This window comes from Lentiprolixibacter sp. (genome assembly GCF_982873095.1).
On the sequence record NZ_CEYNTP010000006.1, the window covers coordinates 13,941 to 29,718 of the forward strand.

At 45.8% G+C, this 15,778-nt stretch carries 13 protein-coding genes; 7 read left to right on the forward strand and 6 right to left on the reverse strand.

Annotation, left to right across the window (positions count from 1 at the left end; translation table 11 throughout):
- Positions 1-10: 10 nt before the first annotated feature.
- Positions 11-1,786, reverse strand: coding sequence for a hypothetical protein (locus tag AC4E7D_RS00970; RefSeq protein ID WP_490171929.1), 1,776 nt, complete (start codon positions 1,784-1,786; stop codon positions 11-13).
- A gap of 125 nt (positions 1,787-1,911) precedes the next feature.
- Between AC4E7D_RS00970 and AC4E7D_RS00975 the strand changes: the two genes are divergently transcribed.
- From AC4E7D_RS00975 to AC4E7D_RS00985, 3 genes are all read left to right on the forward strand, one after another.
- Positions 1,912-2,412 (forward strand): RNA polymerase sigma factor, encoded by a 501-nt coding sequence (locus AC4E7D_RS00975; RefSeq protein WP_490171930.1) that lies wholly within the window; start codon positions 1,912-1,914, stop codon positions 2,410-2,412.
- Between the two features lie 123 nt (positions 2,413-2,535).
- Positions 2,536-3,447: a FecR family protein gene (locus AC4E7D_RS00980; RefSeq protein WP_490171931.1), complete on the forward strand. Its 912-nt coding sequence runs from the start codon at positions 2,536-2,538 to the stop codon at positions 3,445-3,447.
- Positions 3,428-6,019, forward strand: a complete 2,592-nt coding sequence (locus AC4E7D_RS00985; protein ID WP_490171932.1) for a TonB-dependent receptor — start codon at positions 3,428-3,430, stop codon at positions 6,017-6,019. Before AC4E7D_RS00980 ends, AC4E7D_RS00985 begins: the two co-directional genes overlap by 20 nt.
- Here AC4E7D_RS00985 and AC4E7D_RS00990 read toward each other — a convergent pair.
- The gene (locus AC4E7D_RS00990; protein ID WP_490171933.1) at positions 6,016-6,873 is read right to left on the reverse strand and encodes a Brp/Blh family beta-carotene 15,15'-dioxygenase; all 858 of its coding nucleotides are present in this window, start codon (positions 6,871-6,873) and stop codon (positions 6,016-6,018) included. The two genes, AC4E7D_RS00985 and AC4E7D_RS00990, sit on opposite strands and share 4 nt — an antisense overlap.
- Before the next feature lie 129 nt (positions 6,874-7,002).
- On the opposite strand from AC4E7D_RS00990, the gene AC4E7D_RS00995 reads away from it, so the two are divergent.
- Entirely contained in the window at positions 7,003-7,734 is a 732-nt protein-coding gene (locus AC4E7D_RS00995) for a bacteriorhodopsin-like (protein WP_490171934.1), read from the forward strand.
- Between the two features lie 53 nt (positions 7,735-7,787).
- Here the strand turns inward: AC4E7D_RS00995 and argS are convergent, their stop codons facing one another.
- Positions 7,788-9,575, reverse strand: a complete 1,788-nt coding sequence (argS, locus tag AC4E7D_RS01000; protein ID WP_490171935.1) for an arginine--tRNA ligase — start codon at positions 9,573-9,575, stop codon at positions 7,788-7,790.
- A 226-nt stretch (positions 9,576-9,801) separates the two neighbouring features.
- Between argS and AC4E7D_RS01005 the strand changes: the two genes are divergently transcribed.
- From AC4E7D_RS01005 to AC4E7D_RS01015, 3 genes are all read left to right on the forward strand, one after another.
- Positions 9,802-10,227, forward strand: coding sequence for a hypothetical protein (locus tag AC4E7D_RS01005; RefSeq protein WP_490171936.1), 426 nt, complete (start codon positions 9,802-9,804; stop codon positions 10,225-10,227).
- 3 nt (positions 10,228-10,230) lie between these two features.
- A complete protein-coding gene (locus AC4E7D_RS01010; protein WP_490171937.1) occupies positions 10,231-11,655 on the forward strand; it encodes an SDR family oxidoreductase in 1,425 nt (474 codons plus the stop codon).
- 72 nt (positions 11,656-11,727) lie between these two features.
- Complete coding sequence (locus tag AC4E7D_RS01015; protein ID WP_490171938.1) at positions 11,728-13,218, forward strand: peptidase associated/transthyretin-like domain-containing protein; 1,491 nt, start codon at positions 11,728-11,730, stop codon at positions 13,216-13,218.
- Between the two features lie 3 nt (positions 13,219-13,221).
- On the opposite strand, the gene ctlX is transcribed toward AC4E7D_RS01015, so the two are convergent.
- The 3 genes from ctlX to AC4E7D_RS01030 form a co-directional block, all read right to left on the reverse strand.
- Positions 13,222-14,154: a citrulline utilization hydrolase CtlX gene (gene ctlX, locus AC4E7D_RS01020; RefSeq protein ID WP_490171939.1), complete on the reverse strand. Its 933-nt coding sequence runs from the start codon at positions 14,152-14,154 to the stop codon at positions 13,222-13,224.
- A 200-nt stretch (positions 14,155-14,354) separates the two neighbouring features.
- A complete protein-coding gene (locus AC4E7D_RS01025) occupies positions 14,355-15,269 on the reverse strand; it encodes a dimethylarginine dimethylaminohydrolase family protein (RefSeq protein WP_490171940.1) in 915 nt (304 codons plus the stop codon).
- 24 nt (positions 15,270-15,293) lie between these two features.
- Positions 15,294-15,778 (reverse strand): citrate/2-methylcitrate synthase (locus AC4E7D_RS01030; RefSeq protein ID WP_490171941.1); only part of this gene is annotated, 485 nt, incomplete at its 5' end.

Consider the following 15,778-nt stretch of genomic DNA (forward strand, 5'->3'; position numbering starts at 1 on the left):
TCCCGGTTCACTATTGTTTTTTCTGAAAAACCAGTGTATCATAGGCTGCAGTACCGGGCTCAGCATCATCATTCCATGATTTGAGGACTATAAAGTCTGCTGAAAATTCAACCAGTTGCCAGTCATCATTAAGCTCTGCAAATGGCGCATCCTCTCCAAAGTTCAGGTATACCTTCAACTCGTTTTCATAGTTGCGTATTACCCTCCACAGGCCATTGAATAACGGATCCATGTTGGTGGAAACGGTTACCAGGTGCTCTGCCTGGAAGTTGAAGTCATATCCTTCAAACTCCTGAGTAATATCCATACCGTCTTCTGTGAACTCGGCTACTGTCCATTCTCCTTCCAGCATGGTGCCACGGATATCCAATACATCTCCATCATTGGCGTTATCATCACAAACACGTTGCAAGGTCAATTCGTAATCTATTTCAGGAACTTCGAACTTCAATCGGTCGTACCTAAGGCTGCTCAATGGCCACTCGAAACTTACTCCAGGCTCTTCTCCAATGGTAATGGCCATTACCAGTCTGCCCTGATCATTCCGTCCTATTTCCCAGGTACCTTCATAGGTGATCTCACTGTTGCTCAGGGTAACAATACCTTCGGCGAAGAATTGGAACTCGTATCCAAGCAGGCGGTCAATCTCCCAGCCCTGGTTAGTAACCTTCTTGATGATCCAGCTACACTCCTTCAGGATTTCCCTCAGGGTATCCGGCTCAACATCGGTCTCACAGGCCAGCTTCATAATGATGCGGTTACCTTCGTTTGAGAAGAGCTTTATCTTACCTTCTTCGATTTCGTACACCTTCCAGCTCAGGTTGAAATCAACCAGGGTATCAAAGAACAGTTCGAGCTCCACATAATCACTTCTGGTGTCGTTAAGCTCCCACTCCCCGTTAAGGATGTTTCCACCCCTGTCCTTTACAGTAACGGTTCCGTCTTCTGAGAAACGCATCAGGAAAGCTTCGTACTGGGCAGATTGGTTAACACCATCGCGCTCAACAGAAAGCACTATCCACGGGCATTCTACCAGCAAGTTGGCCAAACGCTCCTTGTCAAAATCGTCATCATTATAATCATCGTCATCATCTTCGTCACACGCCTGTTTTGCATTTTCTATAGTCATCGCCAGTTCGGCATTGTTTTCCACGGTAATTATGGTACCGTCATACAACTCGAGTTTCACGGGGAAATCGATGCTGATCAGGTCATCATCATCCAGGCCTTCAAGGAAACGACGTAATTCCTCATCATTATTAACAGTAACGCTTCCTGTTTCCACTTCATTGATATCAAAAGTGTAGAAGGTAACAGGATACACAAAATCAATACACTCGATGTCATCATCATCACCACCTTCAACACACTCTTCAGCCAGGGCAACCAGCTCTTCTGCATTGTTGATAGTAATTTCAGTGTAATCAGCGAGGGTAATGGTGATCGGGAATAAGATTTCGAGGAAGTCCATGTCATCCTCGAGTTGATCAAAGATCTCCTCTATCAGGTGCAGGTCTTCGCGGGAATCTATAGTAATATCAATTCCGTTAACATTCACGGTATACGGGAAATTCACCGCAAAACAGCTCGCACCGTCTACGATGTTGTCAAAAGAACCGTCTTTGGCAGCGGTCTGCTCAATGAGCTTGGCCGTTGAGGAACTGGCCATAATGGTCTGTTGCTCATCCGGTTGTGGTAATTCTTCAAATTCTTCCTGACAAGCAGTAAAGGTTAGAGCCATGCCAAGCAGGAATGCCATTGCTGAATAATTCAAGATCTTTTTCATAATGATTTGGAATAATTTGTTGTTTGTTCGCCCTTATAACAATTGATTCTCATCTTACCCTACCCTGTTTTTTAATTTTTTTTAAAATATCTTTGATACAGACCAACGTATAGAACCAGGGGCTTATGGATAATGTTTGTGAAGAGGAGGTGTACAATTCCCTCTTCAGGGCCAATTCCAAAACGGTATTCAATTACATATATTATAAATTCGGAAACGAAGAGAAAGCCTATGATGTAGTGCAGGAGGCCTTTATAAAACTGTGGGAGAATTGTGCCAAGGTTTCCCCTGAAAAAGCAAAGTCCTTTGTGTACACCGTTGCCAACAACCTTTACCTTAATCTTATTAAAGCGGAGAAGGTCCGTCAAAATTACGCAGCCAGCAGCAGGAAGAGTGTTTCCTATGAGTCCCCGGAGTTTCTCCTGGAAGAACAGGAGTACAAGGAAAAACTGGACCGAGCCCTGGAAAGCCTGCCGGAAAATCAGCGTACGGTTTTCCTGCTCAACCGGATCGATGGAAAAAAATACGCAGAGATCGCCGAAATGGAAGGGGTGAGTGTAAAGGCCATAGAAAAGCGGATGCATTTGGCACTGAAAACCCTGAGGGAACAAATCGAAGGGATTTGAAAAGGATGTACAACGATAAAAAGTTACGGATAAGCGACACCCAAGGAGAGTTTCTAATTTTTTTTCTAACTCAGGTAGGGTATTTCAAAGATAAGTTGTTATAAAGACGAAAAGAAAGCGATCATGCAAGAGAATTACCTCGCAAAATGGCTAAATAACGAACTCTCGGAAGAAGAGCGAAAGCGCTTTGAACAATCCGATGAGTTTGCTTCCTACAAGAAGCTCATAGAAGCTTCAGGGAAGTTGAGTGCCCCCCATTTTGACGTTGAAAAAGCACTGGCCGATCTCCAGGAGCGCAAAAGCACCAGGGGAGGTAAGGTGGTTCGCTTGCATCCGTTCCAGAAAGTATTGCGCGTGGCCGCTGCAGTAGCCGCTATAGCTGTGGTATCTTACTTCTATATAAATTCACTGGACACCGCTGTTCGTACCGATTTTGCGGAACGTAGTGAAATCGTTCTGCCGGATAATTCTGAAGTCATCCTTAACTCTGGCTCTGAAATTACCTACAGCGAAAAAAGCTGGGATAATGAGCGGTCCCTGACCCTCAAGGGAGAGGCGTTCTTCAAGGTAGCCAAGGGTGAAAGATTCCAGGTAACGACTACTGCGGGGACTGTAACCGTATTGGGGACAGAGTTCAATGTGGAAAATCGTGGAAATTATTTTGAAGTAAGCTGTTTTGAAGGCCTTGTCAGCGTAAGCTTTAAGGGGGAAGAAACCCGTCTTCCTGCAGGAACTTCCTTTCTGGCCATTAACGGAAACATCATACCTATGGAGAATCCGGAGGGGAGCCTTCCTTCCTGGATGAACAACGAAAGTAGTTTTAAAAGTACCCCACTATCCTATGTGCTGGAAGAACTGGAAAGGCAATATGACCTCGACGTTAAAACAGAAAATGTCAATCTAGAGCAATTGTATACCGGTACCTTCAGCAACACAAACCTGAATTTGGCGTTACAGAGTATAAGTGCCCCTTTGAATATGAGTTATACTTTAGAAGGGAAACAAGTACTAATCTATGCTGAAGACACGCCATAAGGGGATATTTCTCTCTATCCTATTCTTTATTGCTCTCTTGCCGGCAGGCTGGGCCCAGGAATCCTCCGGGAACCCTGTTCCTCTTGTGCCCTACATCGAGGAACTGGAAGAACGGTTCGACGTGAAATTCAGCTATGTGGATGAGGACCTCTCGACCTTGAAAATTATCAGGCCCGCTACCCAGGAGCTCAGTGAAATTTTGGCTGCTATTCGAAGGCAAACGCAGCTTACTATCAAGCAACTCAACGAGCGGTATTACACCCTTTTTAAAAGTAGTACGGTAGATATTTGTGGCCGGGTATTGGACAATTTCGAATCCAATAATATCCCGGGAGCCTCCGTAGAAATTTTAGGCAGCTCACTTGCACTGGTTACTGATATGAATGGTGAATTCACATTCACCAATGTGCCCCGTAAAGCGGTGTTGCGTATCCGCCATCTGGGGTATAAGATAAAATACATCACGGCAGAGGATCTGGTAGAACGCCCCTGTAAAACCATCCCCCTCAGTTTGCGCTATCAGGAACTTGAAGAGGTGGTGGTCTCCCAGTTTTTGACCACGGGGATCGACCGCCAGGATGATGCCAGCATCACCTTTAAACAGGAAGAGTTCGGGATCCTGCCCGGTCTCATTGAACCAGACGTCCTCCAGACCATTCAAGCCCTGCCGGGGATCAAGAGTATAGATGAACGCGTTTCTGATATCAATATACGGGGAGGCACCAATGACCAGAACCTCATCTTATGGGATGGTATAAAGATGTACCAATCGGGTCATTTCTTTGGCCTGATTTCTGCTTTCAATCCTTACCTCACCGATCAGATCACCCTGATTAAAAACGGGACCAGTGCCCAGTACGGGGAAGGGGTTAGCGGGATCATCAATATGGAAACAAAAAATACCCTGAATCAGCAGATCTTCGGGGGAGCCGGGTTCAACCTGATAAGCGGGGACGCCTATACTCAGATTCCCCTCAGTAATGACCTGGCTGTACAGGTGTCTGCCAGACGCTCGGTCACAGACTTTCTCAACACGCCTACATACAGTCAGTTTTTTGACAGGGCCTTCCAGGATACGCAGGTAAAAGGCGGGGGTTCCAATACCGATGCCGGGGTCAGCAGGCAGGAAGACTTTTACTTCTATGATTTCACCGGGAAGCTGCTCTACAATCCCAGCCCTTATCAGAAAATACGGCTGAATTTTATCACCATCAACAACAATCTGGACTATGAAGAGGAAGCTCAGGATACGGGCCGCAGGAACAGCAGTACCCTGGACCAGACCAACTTCTCCTTCGGGGGCAGCCTGGAAAGTCAATGGAGCCGACGATTTCGCTCCATAATAAATGCGTATTACACCCGCTATAACCTGGATGCCCAGATCAGTTCCGATAGTGGTGGTCAGGAGCTCTTTCAGAACAACCAGGTGATCGAAACCGCCCTGAAGGCTTCAGGTCACTATCAGTGGCGGCCAAACTGGTCTGTACAGGGGGGATATCAGCTGGCCGAGGTGGGGATCACCAACTTCACTGATGTCACCCAACCCCCTTTTAACAGCAATATCAAAGGGGTTATTCGTACCCATGTGTTATACTCGGAAATCAACCATAAATCAGATAACGGGAAAATACAAGCGACCACCGGCGTTCGTGCCCACCACATTGAGAACCTGAATACCTTTTCTGAAATCATCATAGAACCCAGGCTTAATGTCAGTTATCAGCTTAGCGAAGGCTGGCAGGCCCAGTTGCTGGGAGAGTTCAAGAACCAGACGACCAATCAGGTAATCGACCTTGAACAGAATTTCCTGGGGATCGAAAAACGGCGATGGATCCTTGCCAATACCGCAACAGACACGCTTATCAATGGGCGCCCAAACGAGCGGCCGTTGCCTATTGTAAGGAGCAAACAACTTTCTTTGGGCTTTAATTACGACAAAGGCCGCTGGTTTGTGGGACTGGAAGGTTTTTACAAGGGCGTAGACGGCATAAGTACAGATACGCAGGGTTTCCAGAACGAAGACCAGTTCAACGGGGAAATAGGGGAATACCGGGTAATGGGCATCGAATTCCTGATCAATCACAAGAACCGTTATTTCAGTACCTGGTTGAGCTACACCTATAATGACAACCAGTACACCTTCCCGGCCATCAACCCCAGTTCCTTTCCAAACAACCTGGATATACGGCACACGCTCACCTTTGCCAGTACCTATATGTACAGGGGCTTCAAATTGGGGGTGGGACTCAACTACCGCACCGGAAAACCCTATACAGAACCCCTGGAAGGCACCGCAGGGATAAACACCAGTGTATTTCCCTTTACCATTTCTTATCAATCTCCCAATAGCAGCCGACTTCCGGACTATCTCCGGGCGGATGTCTCTGCCCTTTACGAATTTGACCTCAGCCCAAGGGTCAGGGCAACGGCAGGAGCCTCAGTCTTGAATATACTCAACCGAAGGAATGTTTTGAACACCTACTACAGGCTTAACCGACAGAACGAAATAGAAACCATAGAAAGCATTTCACTCGGACTTACCCCCAATATAAGCTTCCGTGTAGCCTTTTAGTTCCGGTTCAGCCGGTTCATCACCATCACATGGGGGAAGGTAATAGCTGCAAGGAAATAAATGAGCACAGAAAGGAAGAGTTTGTCCTGATCTTTGAGGAAGTAATACAATACCCCAAGACCAATCAAAGAGGCCATCCAATAGAGGAAAGAAGACCTCACATAGGCCCAAATGCTGCGTTTGCTGATCTCACCACTTAGAAACTGCACCTGATCCAGTAGCGATGGAACACTATGCCAGATAACAAAATAGATACTAAATGCCCACAGCAACGATGCCGATTGGAATAAGATATAAAAAACGATCAGGTAAAACAGCTCTTCCAACACCGGGGTTACCACAATATTCTTGAACACTCCCCAGAAAAAAATGGAAAGGAATAGTACTGTGGCCCCGATTAAACCATATCGGTAAAAGGTCGTGGGAACCCGGAAATCTGTTGCATTATATATAATATCTGAAACCTGTTCAGCATGAAAATAGAACAGGAGGAAAAAGATGATCAGGCCGTAGGACATGAAGAAGACCTCTCTAACCCCTTTATATAAGGTTATGCGTGATGCCCAGTGTTGTTCCCCAAAATGATAGCCGCTGGCCAGCACAAAAAAGATGAGTGCCAGCAAGGGAACAAAAGAAAAGCAGAGTGCGATAAAGCCTATAACCAATAAATAGCTGATCAGGGCCCTTAAATAAAAGGAACGGGAAGTAAGGCCTGCGGATTTCTGAATTAGCTTGAGATCGTTCGCTCCGTGCATTATGCCAAAGGAAAATACCAAAAAGTAAGACAAAATAGCCTCCTCTTCGCTACCGATAAAAACAGCTAACCATAAGGTAAAAAAAGTGCTTACAAGCATAAAAGCACTGATATTCTTAATTTTAGAGGGGGCTATTTCCATAATTATCAAAAAATAATCATAAATTTTGACATTTTCTGTTTAAGTTTTATTATTTTTGGTTCAACAAAATTAACTAATTCTAGTTTTATGGAAAATTTTTTAGCATCACTTCCATTAGTCGCTAAGATAGCTACTAATGATTATGTTGGTTTCACCTTTTTCGTTGGGTGTATGGCCATGATGGCAGCTTCTGCCTTTTTCTTCCTGTCTATGAACAGCTATGACAGGAAGTGGAGAACTTCAATCCTGGTTTCCGGATTGATTACCTTTATCGCTGCAGTACACTACTGGTACATGCGAGATTACTGGGCGGCTAATATGGAGTCCCCTACTTTTTTCCGCTATGTAGACTGGGTACTTACCGTTCCGTTAATGTGTGTTGAGTTCTTCCTCATCCTCAAAGTAGCCGGAGCAAAGAAATCCCTGATGTGGAATCTGATTATCGCTTCTGTTATCATGCTGGTAACCGGATATCTCGGAGAGGCCGTTTACAGGGATTCAGCCGCGATCTGGGGTCTGATCTCAGGTATTGCCTACTTCTGGATTGTGTACGTGATCTGGTTTGGCGAGGCCAAGAAACTGGCTACAGAGGCCGGAGGTGCTGTTCTTAAGGCACACAAAACACTTTGCTGGTTTGTACTTGTAGGATGGGCCATCTACCCTATCGGATACATGGCAGGAACTCCAGGATGGTATGAAGGAATCTTCGGAGGACTTTCCATGGATGTTGTCTACAACATTGGTGACGCCATTAACAAAATTGGATTTGGACTGGTTGTTTACAACCTGGCTGTAGTAGCTTCTACTAAAGAGGCCTAGGCACCAAGGCAAACAAAAATGAAGAAGATCGCCCTTAGTGGCGATCTTTTTTATTACATGCGCTCTGGCACTTCTATCCCCAGCAACAAAAAAGCAGAGGCAATCACCTCTCCCAGCTTTCGGGTCAACTGTATCCTGAATTCCCGTTTATCCGCATCCGGCTCCCCTAAAATAGAAACCTGCTGGTAAAAGGAATTGAACTCCTTGACCAGGTCATAGGTGTAATTAGCGATCAGGGCCGGACTGTACTGCTCTGCCGCAGCCTGAATGGTTTCGGGGTAAAGCAGCATAAACTTCAGCAGCTCTTTTTCTTTGGGGTGCAACTCCAATGCTTCTGGAACGGCAATATCATAGCTTCCTTCGCCCTCAGGAGATTTGCGTAGAATTGACTGTATCCTGGCGTAGGTATATTGCACAAAAGGCCCCGTATTCCCTTGAAAATCCACGGATTCTTCAGGATTGAACAGAATGCGTTTTTTAGGATCAACCTTCAGGATAAAGTACTTCAGGGCCCCAAGGCCAATTACCCGGTATAGGGCTTGTTTTTCTTCTGTGGTATAGCCATCCAGTTTGCCGAGTTCCTCAGCAATGCGTCCGGCTGTTTGCGCCATTTCCTCCATCAGATCATCCGCATCCACAACGGTTCCTTCACGGCTTTTCATTTTCCCACTGGGGAGGTCAACCATCCCGTAACTTAGGTGGTAGAGCTGGTCCGCCCAGGAATACCCAAGTTTTTTCAGGATCAGGAACAACACCTTGAAGTGGTAATCCTGCTCATTCCCTACGGTGTATACCATCCCGTCAATATCAGGATGTCTTTCGGTCCTCATAATAGCCGTCCCAATATCCTGTGTCATATAAACCGCAGTCCCATCCGCACGAAGGACTATTTTTTCATCCAGTCCGTCTTCCGTGAGATCAATCCATACACTACCATCAGGTTTTTTGTAGAAGACCCCTTCATCAAGACCTTTTTGTACCACATCCTTACCGAGCAAATAGGTGTCGCTCTCGTAGTACAGCTCATCAAAATCCACTCCCATCCTTTGATAGGTTTGGTCAAAGCCATCATACACCCAGCCATTCATAGTTTTCCACAGTGCAACCGTCTCAGGATCCCCAGATTCCCATTTCCGCAGCATTTCCTGAGCCTCCAGAAGCATAGGTGCCTCTTTTTCGGCTATTGCCTTTTCTGCGCCCCCTTTTACCAGGGTTTCTATTTCCGTTTTATAGGCCTTATCAAAGGCTACGTAGTAATTTCCAACAAACTTGTCGCCCTTTATCCCCGTACTTTCCGGTGTTTCCCCGTTACCAAATTTCTTCCAGGCAAGCATGCTTTTACAAATATGTATACCCCGGTCATTGATGATCTGGGTCTTGTATACCTTTTTACCAGAAGCCTTCAGGATTTCTGACACCGAATACCCCAGAAGGATGTTCCGAAGATGGCCGAGGTGCAAGGGCTTATTGGTATTGGGAGAAGAATACTCCACCATTACTGTCCCCGTAAGGTCGCCCTGATGGTGCCCAAAGTTGGGAAGTTGCTTAACTGTATTGAACGCTTTAAGATAATAGGACGTGCTGATCACCAGGTTCAGAAAGCCTTTGATTACGTTAAAATCCGCTACCTCATCTACATGCTCCCTTAGATATTCCCCTATTTCCCTGCCGATAACCTCCGGATTACCCTTGACATATCGCAGCATCGGAAAAACCACCAGAGTAATATCACCTGTGAAATCCTTTCGAGTAGGTTGCAGCTCCACAGCGGGGAGATCAACCCCTTTAAGTGATTTTACGGCCTCTTTGATCCGTGATAGCAGCAGTTCATTCAATTCCATATTTCAGCTCAGTTGCGGATGCAAAACTACATAAATTTTAGGCTTTTGCAGGGATAACAATTTTTTAGGAATTCTATATCCGTCAATTCCATAACTTTAACAAAAATTGCAAATGAAACCGCTTCTCTACCTGTACCCGATCCTATTTTCACTGAATTCCAGGTATCCTTACACCATTCATGGTACACAGGACAGAGAACAGTTAAGCGGACCTAAATAGCACAGTATGCTAGTAAATGTCTCCTACAATAACAGGGAAATAAAGAAAAAGATCGAAGAAGCGGTAGGAAAGCCCTATACCTTAAAAGAACGATGGAAAAAGGGTGGCATTGGCTCTCCCAAATTGTTCATTACCGAAACCAGCGTGGAAATCGGCAACCTTTTAAAACTCGACAATAACCTGGATACCTGCAACATCGAACTCAGGCCAAAGGGGATCATCGTGCGATTCCGCTCCTTATTGGAAACCTACGGGCTCATTATCCCGTACTACAAATTAAGCCTGTACAAAGGGGAAGCCCAGGTGTATTCCATTTACAAAGACCATTACTTCATCAAGGTGAAGAGCAATAGCAAGGCCATTCAGCAGTTTTTCAAAAAAATCCTGGATGAAAAAGCAGACAATGCGCCCACTACAATTGACGATCTGTAGGCCATGAAGATTCTCATAACAGGTGCCAATGGATATATCGGGATGCGTCTTTTGCCCCTTTTGCTGAAGATGGGGCATGAAGTAGTATGCACCGTCCGCAATGCCGAGCGCCTGTCTATTGATGAAGAGACCAGATCCCAAATCGAAGTCATTGAAATTGACTTTCTGAAGGATGTGGACCCCAACCTTCTTCCAAAAGATATTGAAGTAGCCTATTTCCTGATCCATTCCATGAGTACTTCTACCCGGGATTTTGATGAAATGGAGGCGAAAACGGCCAGAAATTTCAATGCCTACCTCAGGGACACCATGGTAGAACAGGTGATTTACCTGAGTGGTATTGTAAACGACGACACCCTGTCCAAACACCTGAAATCCCGTAAAAACGTAGAGGACATCCTAGGGAGCGGGGATTTTAACCTTACTGTATTGCGTGCGGGTATCATTGTAGGGTCGGGCAGTTCGTCCTTCGAGATCATCCGGGACCTTTGTGAAAAACTCCCGGTAATGATCACCCCTAAATGGGTCCTGACAAAAACCCAACCCATTGCGATAAGGGATGTAATGAGCTTCCTGACCGGGGTAATCGGACGTAGGGACACCTATAATCAGTCCTTTGATATCGCCGGACCAGACGTACTCACTTATAAGGAAATGCTTAAAGGATATGCCCGGGTGAGGGGATTTAAGAACTGGATCATAACGGTTCCCGTAATGACCCCGAAGCTTTCCTCCTATTGGCTGTATTTTGTGACCTCCACTACCTACAAACTCGCCCTCAACCTGGTAGACAGTATGAAGATAGAAGTAGTAGCCCGTGATAACCGGCTTGAACAACTACTGGGTATAAAAACCCATACCTATGAAGAGGCCATTAAAATGGCATTCAAGAGAATAGAACAAAACCTTGTGATCAGCAGCTGGAAGGACAGCATGGTCAGCGGCCGGTTCAACAGCGATCTTGAAAAATTTATACAGGTGCCCAAATTTGGGGTGCTACGCGATGAGAAGAAGATCAAGATCGAAGATGAAAACCGGGTCCTGGACAACATTTGGAAAATAGGGGGTGAAACCGGCTGGTATTACGGTAACTGGCTATGGAGACTCCGGGGCTTGCTGGATAAATTCAGTGGAGGGGTTGGGTTACGGCGCGGCCGAACCAACCCGGACCGAATTTACCCTGGGGATTCCCTTGACTTTTGGCGGGTACTTTTAGCGGACAGGGAAAAGAAAAGGCTGTTGCTTTTTGCGGAGATGCGCCTCCCAGGGGAGGCCTGGCTGGAATTCCGGATAGATGATCAAAATTATTTGCACCAGGTGGCTACTTTCCGTCCGCGCAGTTTAAAAGGGCGGATTTACTGGTACGCGGTGTTACCTTTCCATTATTTTATTTTTAGCGGAATGATTAAAAATATTGCCAGGGCCTGAAAAAGTTCATTCCAGGAAGTTACATTTTAGCTTTTTCCCTCGTCTATGAATAGAAGTAAACACCCAGAACGCATGTTTCCTAAAAATAACCTTCTAGCTTTATTTTTTATCCTCGTCGGAACCTCTGGTTTTTGTCAATCTTTCACTTCCCGGTTAATAGACGCAAAAACAGGTGAAGGGATCCCCTATGCCACTATCCGTTACGGTGAAAATTCAGGCATCATCACCAATGAAGAAGGGGTTTTTAGCCTCAGGCGGGAGGCAATCCCTGAAAACCAGGACTCCCTGTATATTTCCTGTATGGGTTATGAAAATATGGCGATCCCCTATACACGCACGCTGGACAGCCTGATTGCCATCAGTCCCAAACCCATAGCTCTCAATGAGGTGTACCTTTTCAACCAGGACCTTGAAGTTGACGAAATCATAGCCCTGGTCAAAGAAAATTTGCCTTTGAACTACAACCGAGAGCCCGTTAAGCAACGTTTGTTTTTTCGACAGAGCAGTCTCAACGACCTGGACAAATTCAATATCGACTTCAAAAAATCAACCATTGCGGAGCTTAGTGAGGAGTTTCTGGATAGTGTGGTGGCCATCCTGCCAAGAAGTGCTGCTTATTATACAGAAAGTCTCTGTAACTGGTATAGTAATGCTTCAGAAAACCGGTTGAACATTGAGAAAGCCGCTGAACTCTACGATAAAAACAACGAGGGGTCCATGGAGGCACTCTCAGAAAAACTGGAGAAGATCTTTAAGGAAAACGTCAAACCCAATTCCTATCTGAAGATCAAATCCGGGATATTCGGGACCAAAATGCAGCTCGACTCTGTTTTTGATTCGGAAGAAGAGGCCGCGAACGTTAAGCGGGAAATCGAGGAAGAGGAGAAATCGTACTTTCTGGCAAACCGGAAAAATACACTTCAGGAGGTCTATGACCACCTTTTTTACCATGAGGACACCAAGGTAAACTTCCTGGAAAAGTCCAGACGCTATGATTTTGCCCTGCAGGGGTTTTCCAATATTGGTGACGCCGGGGTATATGTGATTTCGTTTGCACCCAAACGGTCTGCTGATTTCAGGGGCACCCTGTACGTAAACATTGACGACTTTGCCATTATGCGTCTTGATTACGAAAACGTAAAGCCCCTAAGACGTATAAGACTGCTGGGACTTAGCTATGAAGAACAGGTCTACAGGGGCACCACCCTTTTCTCCAAGGGCACTAATGGCAAATACGACCTTCGCTTTGCAGAAAAGGTTATCGGAAACAAAATGGGGGTTCGGAGGCCGCTTAGCGTAATTGAGAAAAATAAATACGTAAAGGGAAGGCGCAAACAGAACGAGCTTTCCATGGAGCTGGACATTTCCAATTTCAATCAGGAGAAGTACGAAGTAGTCGTATTTGAAAGCCAGCCCATCAGTAGAGAAGATTTTCAGAAGGTTCTGGAAAATGAAAATGTCAAGGCTACCTATCTCTCGCAGTACGATCCAGAATTCTGGAAGGGCTATGATATCATGGAACCCAACGAGGCCATACGCACGTTTAGTGCTGCCGCAAAATAACAGTTAGACACGCGGTAAGAATACCTCAGCCATCATGCAACGCGCACTGCCGCCCCCACAGGTTTCAATGGTGTCCAGCGGACTATGGACCAGAGTACTGTATTTCTCCAGGGTACTAATCTGTTCAGAGGTTAAACTTTTATAGGCGGAACTGCTCATCACCAACAGCCGTTCATCATTTTTTCCAAGGACCTGCAGCATGTTCCCTGCAAACTGGTGCATTTGGGCTTCTGTTATAGGAACAATCTCTTTTCCGTCCTGCTTCAGGTGCTGCAAGACGTTTTTCTTCTCAGCTTTATCATCGATGCTGTCCAGGCAGATCACAGTAAACCTTTCCCCCATGCACATCATGACATTGGTATGGTAAATCGGTAATCGTTCCCCATCTACGCTTTGATAGGCAGTAAAAATAATGGGGGTACATTCGAAATCCTCACAAAACTCAATAAGCAGTTCTTCATGTGCCCGCTCTGATAGCGCACAATAGGCTTTTTGGTTTACCCGGTCTTTTAAAATACTGCCCGTGCCTTCCAGAAAAAGTCCGTCTTCCTCGGCAGAAGTATAATCCAGAACATTGTCGATCCTGAAGCCCTTTTCTTCAAGCAAGTCGAGCAGGTCTAACCGGCGCTCCCGTCTGCGGTTCTCGGCGAACATGGGGTATATTACCACCGTACCGTTTTCATGAAAGGATATCCAATTGTTCGGAAATACGGCATCCGGGGTGTCCGTCTCCTCCCGGTCATCAACTACGATCACAGATACCCCATGGTCCCGTAACACCTCAACAAACTGGTCGAATTCTTCCTGTGCACGCCGGTTTATTTCTGCATTTTTGAGGGACATGTCCTCCATAAAGTAGTTGTTCACGGCAGTTTGTTCGTTCATCCGAAAATTTACCGGCCGGATCATTAAAATGGTATTGGTGATTTGCTTCATTTGCGTCCTGAAAAATTGCCCATAAATGTACGTATTTCCCCCCTATTTAACACCCGAAATAAGCGGGAGGACAAGCTTGTTCTGCAGGAAGTTTTCATACGGTAGAAATGTATAGTCACTGCCCCTGTTTCCAGGGTATCCAAAGGACTTGAGAACTAAAAAAGTGTATGCTAGTTTGGCAAATTGTGAGGTAAGCGGCATCAGCCCCTAACCAGGGGCATGGTGCTGCAGCGTAAGAGGCCTCCCTGTTTGGAGATCTGAGAATACGCTATTTCCTCAACAGTAAACCCCTGATCCCGCAGCCAGTTGTTAAGTCTTGTGAAGTTGCGTTCAGATACCACTACTTCGGGAGAAATAGAGAATACATTGGGGAACATCTGATACATCTCATCCACGGTAATTTCAAACAGCTTATCCTTGCCAAAGTAATCTACCAGCCACTGGTATTCCTCCTCTACCAGAAAGCCCTCCTTACAAATAATGGCCTGGTCTTTTCCTACCGGCTGAAAACAACAGTCAAGGTGCAGCGCATTTTCTTTTGGGTTGATGATACTTTTGCGCAATTCAAAGGACTTTACCTGTTTATGGGGAAACATGCTCCGGATATACTCCACCCCTTCTTCATTGGTGCGTGCAGTGATATAATCAGGATAATCATGCCCGGTGTAAGTACCGATAAAAATATGGTCACGCCAGGGCATAACATCTCCCCCTTCAATATGCACTTCCTCGGGCGGGTATAAAATGTTCTCAGGATCGATATATTCCAATACATGCAGGATGGCTTCAAACTCTTCTTCCCGATGCGGCAGAATATTGGCCTTTATGAGTTTATCCTCAATGACAAATGCAATATCCCGTGAGAAAATTTGGTTGCAATCAGGTATTATTTCCGGTCGGAACAACTGTACCCCATATTTCTGGAATACGGCAGCAAAACCCTCCATTTCCTGGATCATGTCTTCCTCCTTGGGATAGGTTCCGGCAAGGATATGTTCTAACGATTTTGGATCGTAAGCGTCTTCGGGTTTAGGGACCGGGCCATTGCTCCTGGCCGTACCGAGCAAGACCGCCTTCAGGGGCGAGGTCTCATCATAGACATTGAGGTTGAGCATACAGGATTAGGCGTGGTATTGGTACTACCTTTTGCGTAAAGGCACAAATTTTCTGTTGTTCGCTCCTATATACAACTGTCTTGGACGTCCTATAGGCTCCTTGTTCAAACGCATTTCCCGCCATTGGGCAATCCATCCGGGCAGGCGTCCCATGGCGAACATCACAGTAAACATCTCAACCGGGATACCCAGTGCTCTGTAAATGATCCCTGAATAGAAATCCACATTGGGGTATAATTTCCTTTCTACGAAATAAGGATCCTCTAGCGCTACTTTCTCAAGGCCCTTGGCGATATCCAGGATAGGATCGGTGATCCCCAGATCATCAAGCACCTCATCAGCAGCTTTTTTGATAATCCTGGCCCTGGGGTCAAAATTCTTGTAGACACGGTGGCCAAAGCCCATTAAGCGGAAAGGATCATCTTTATCCTTTGCCTTGGCCATGTATTTTTCGGTATCCCCCCCATCGGCATGGATGGCTTCCAGCATTTCCAGTACCGCCTGGTTGG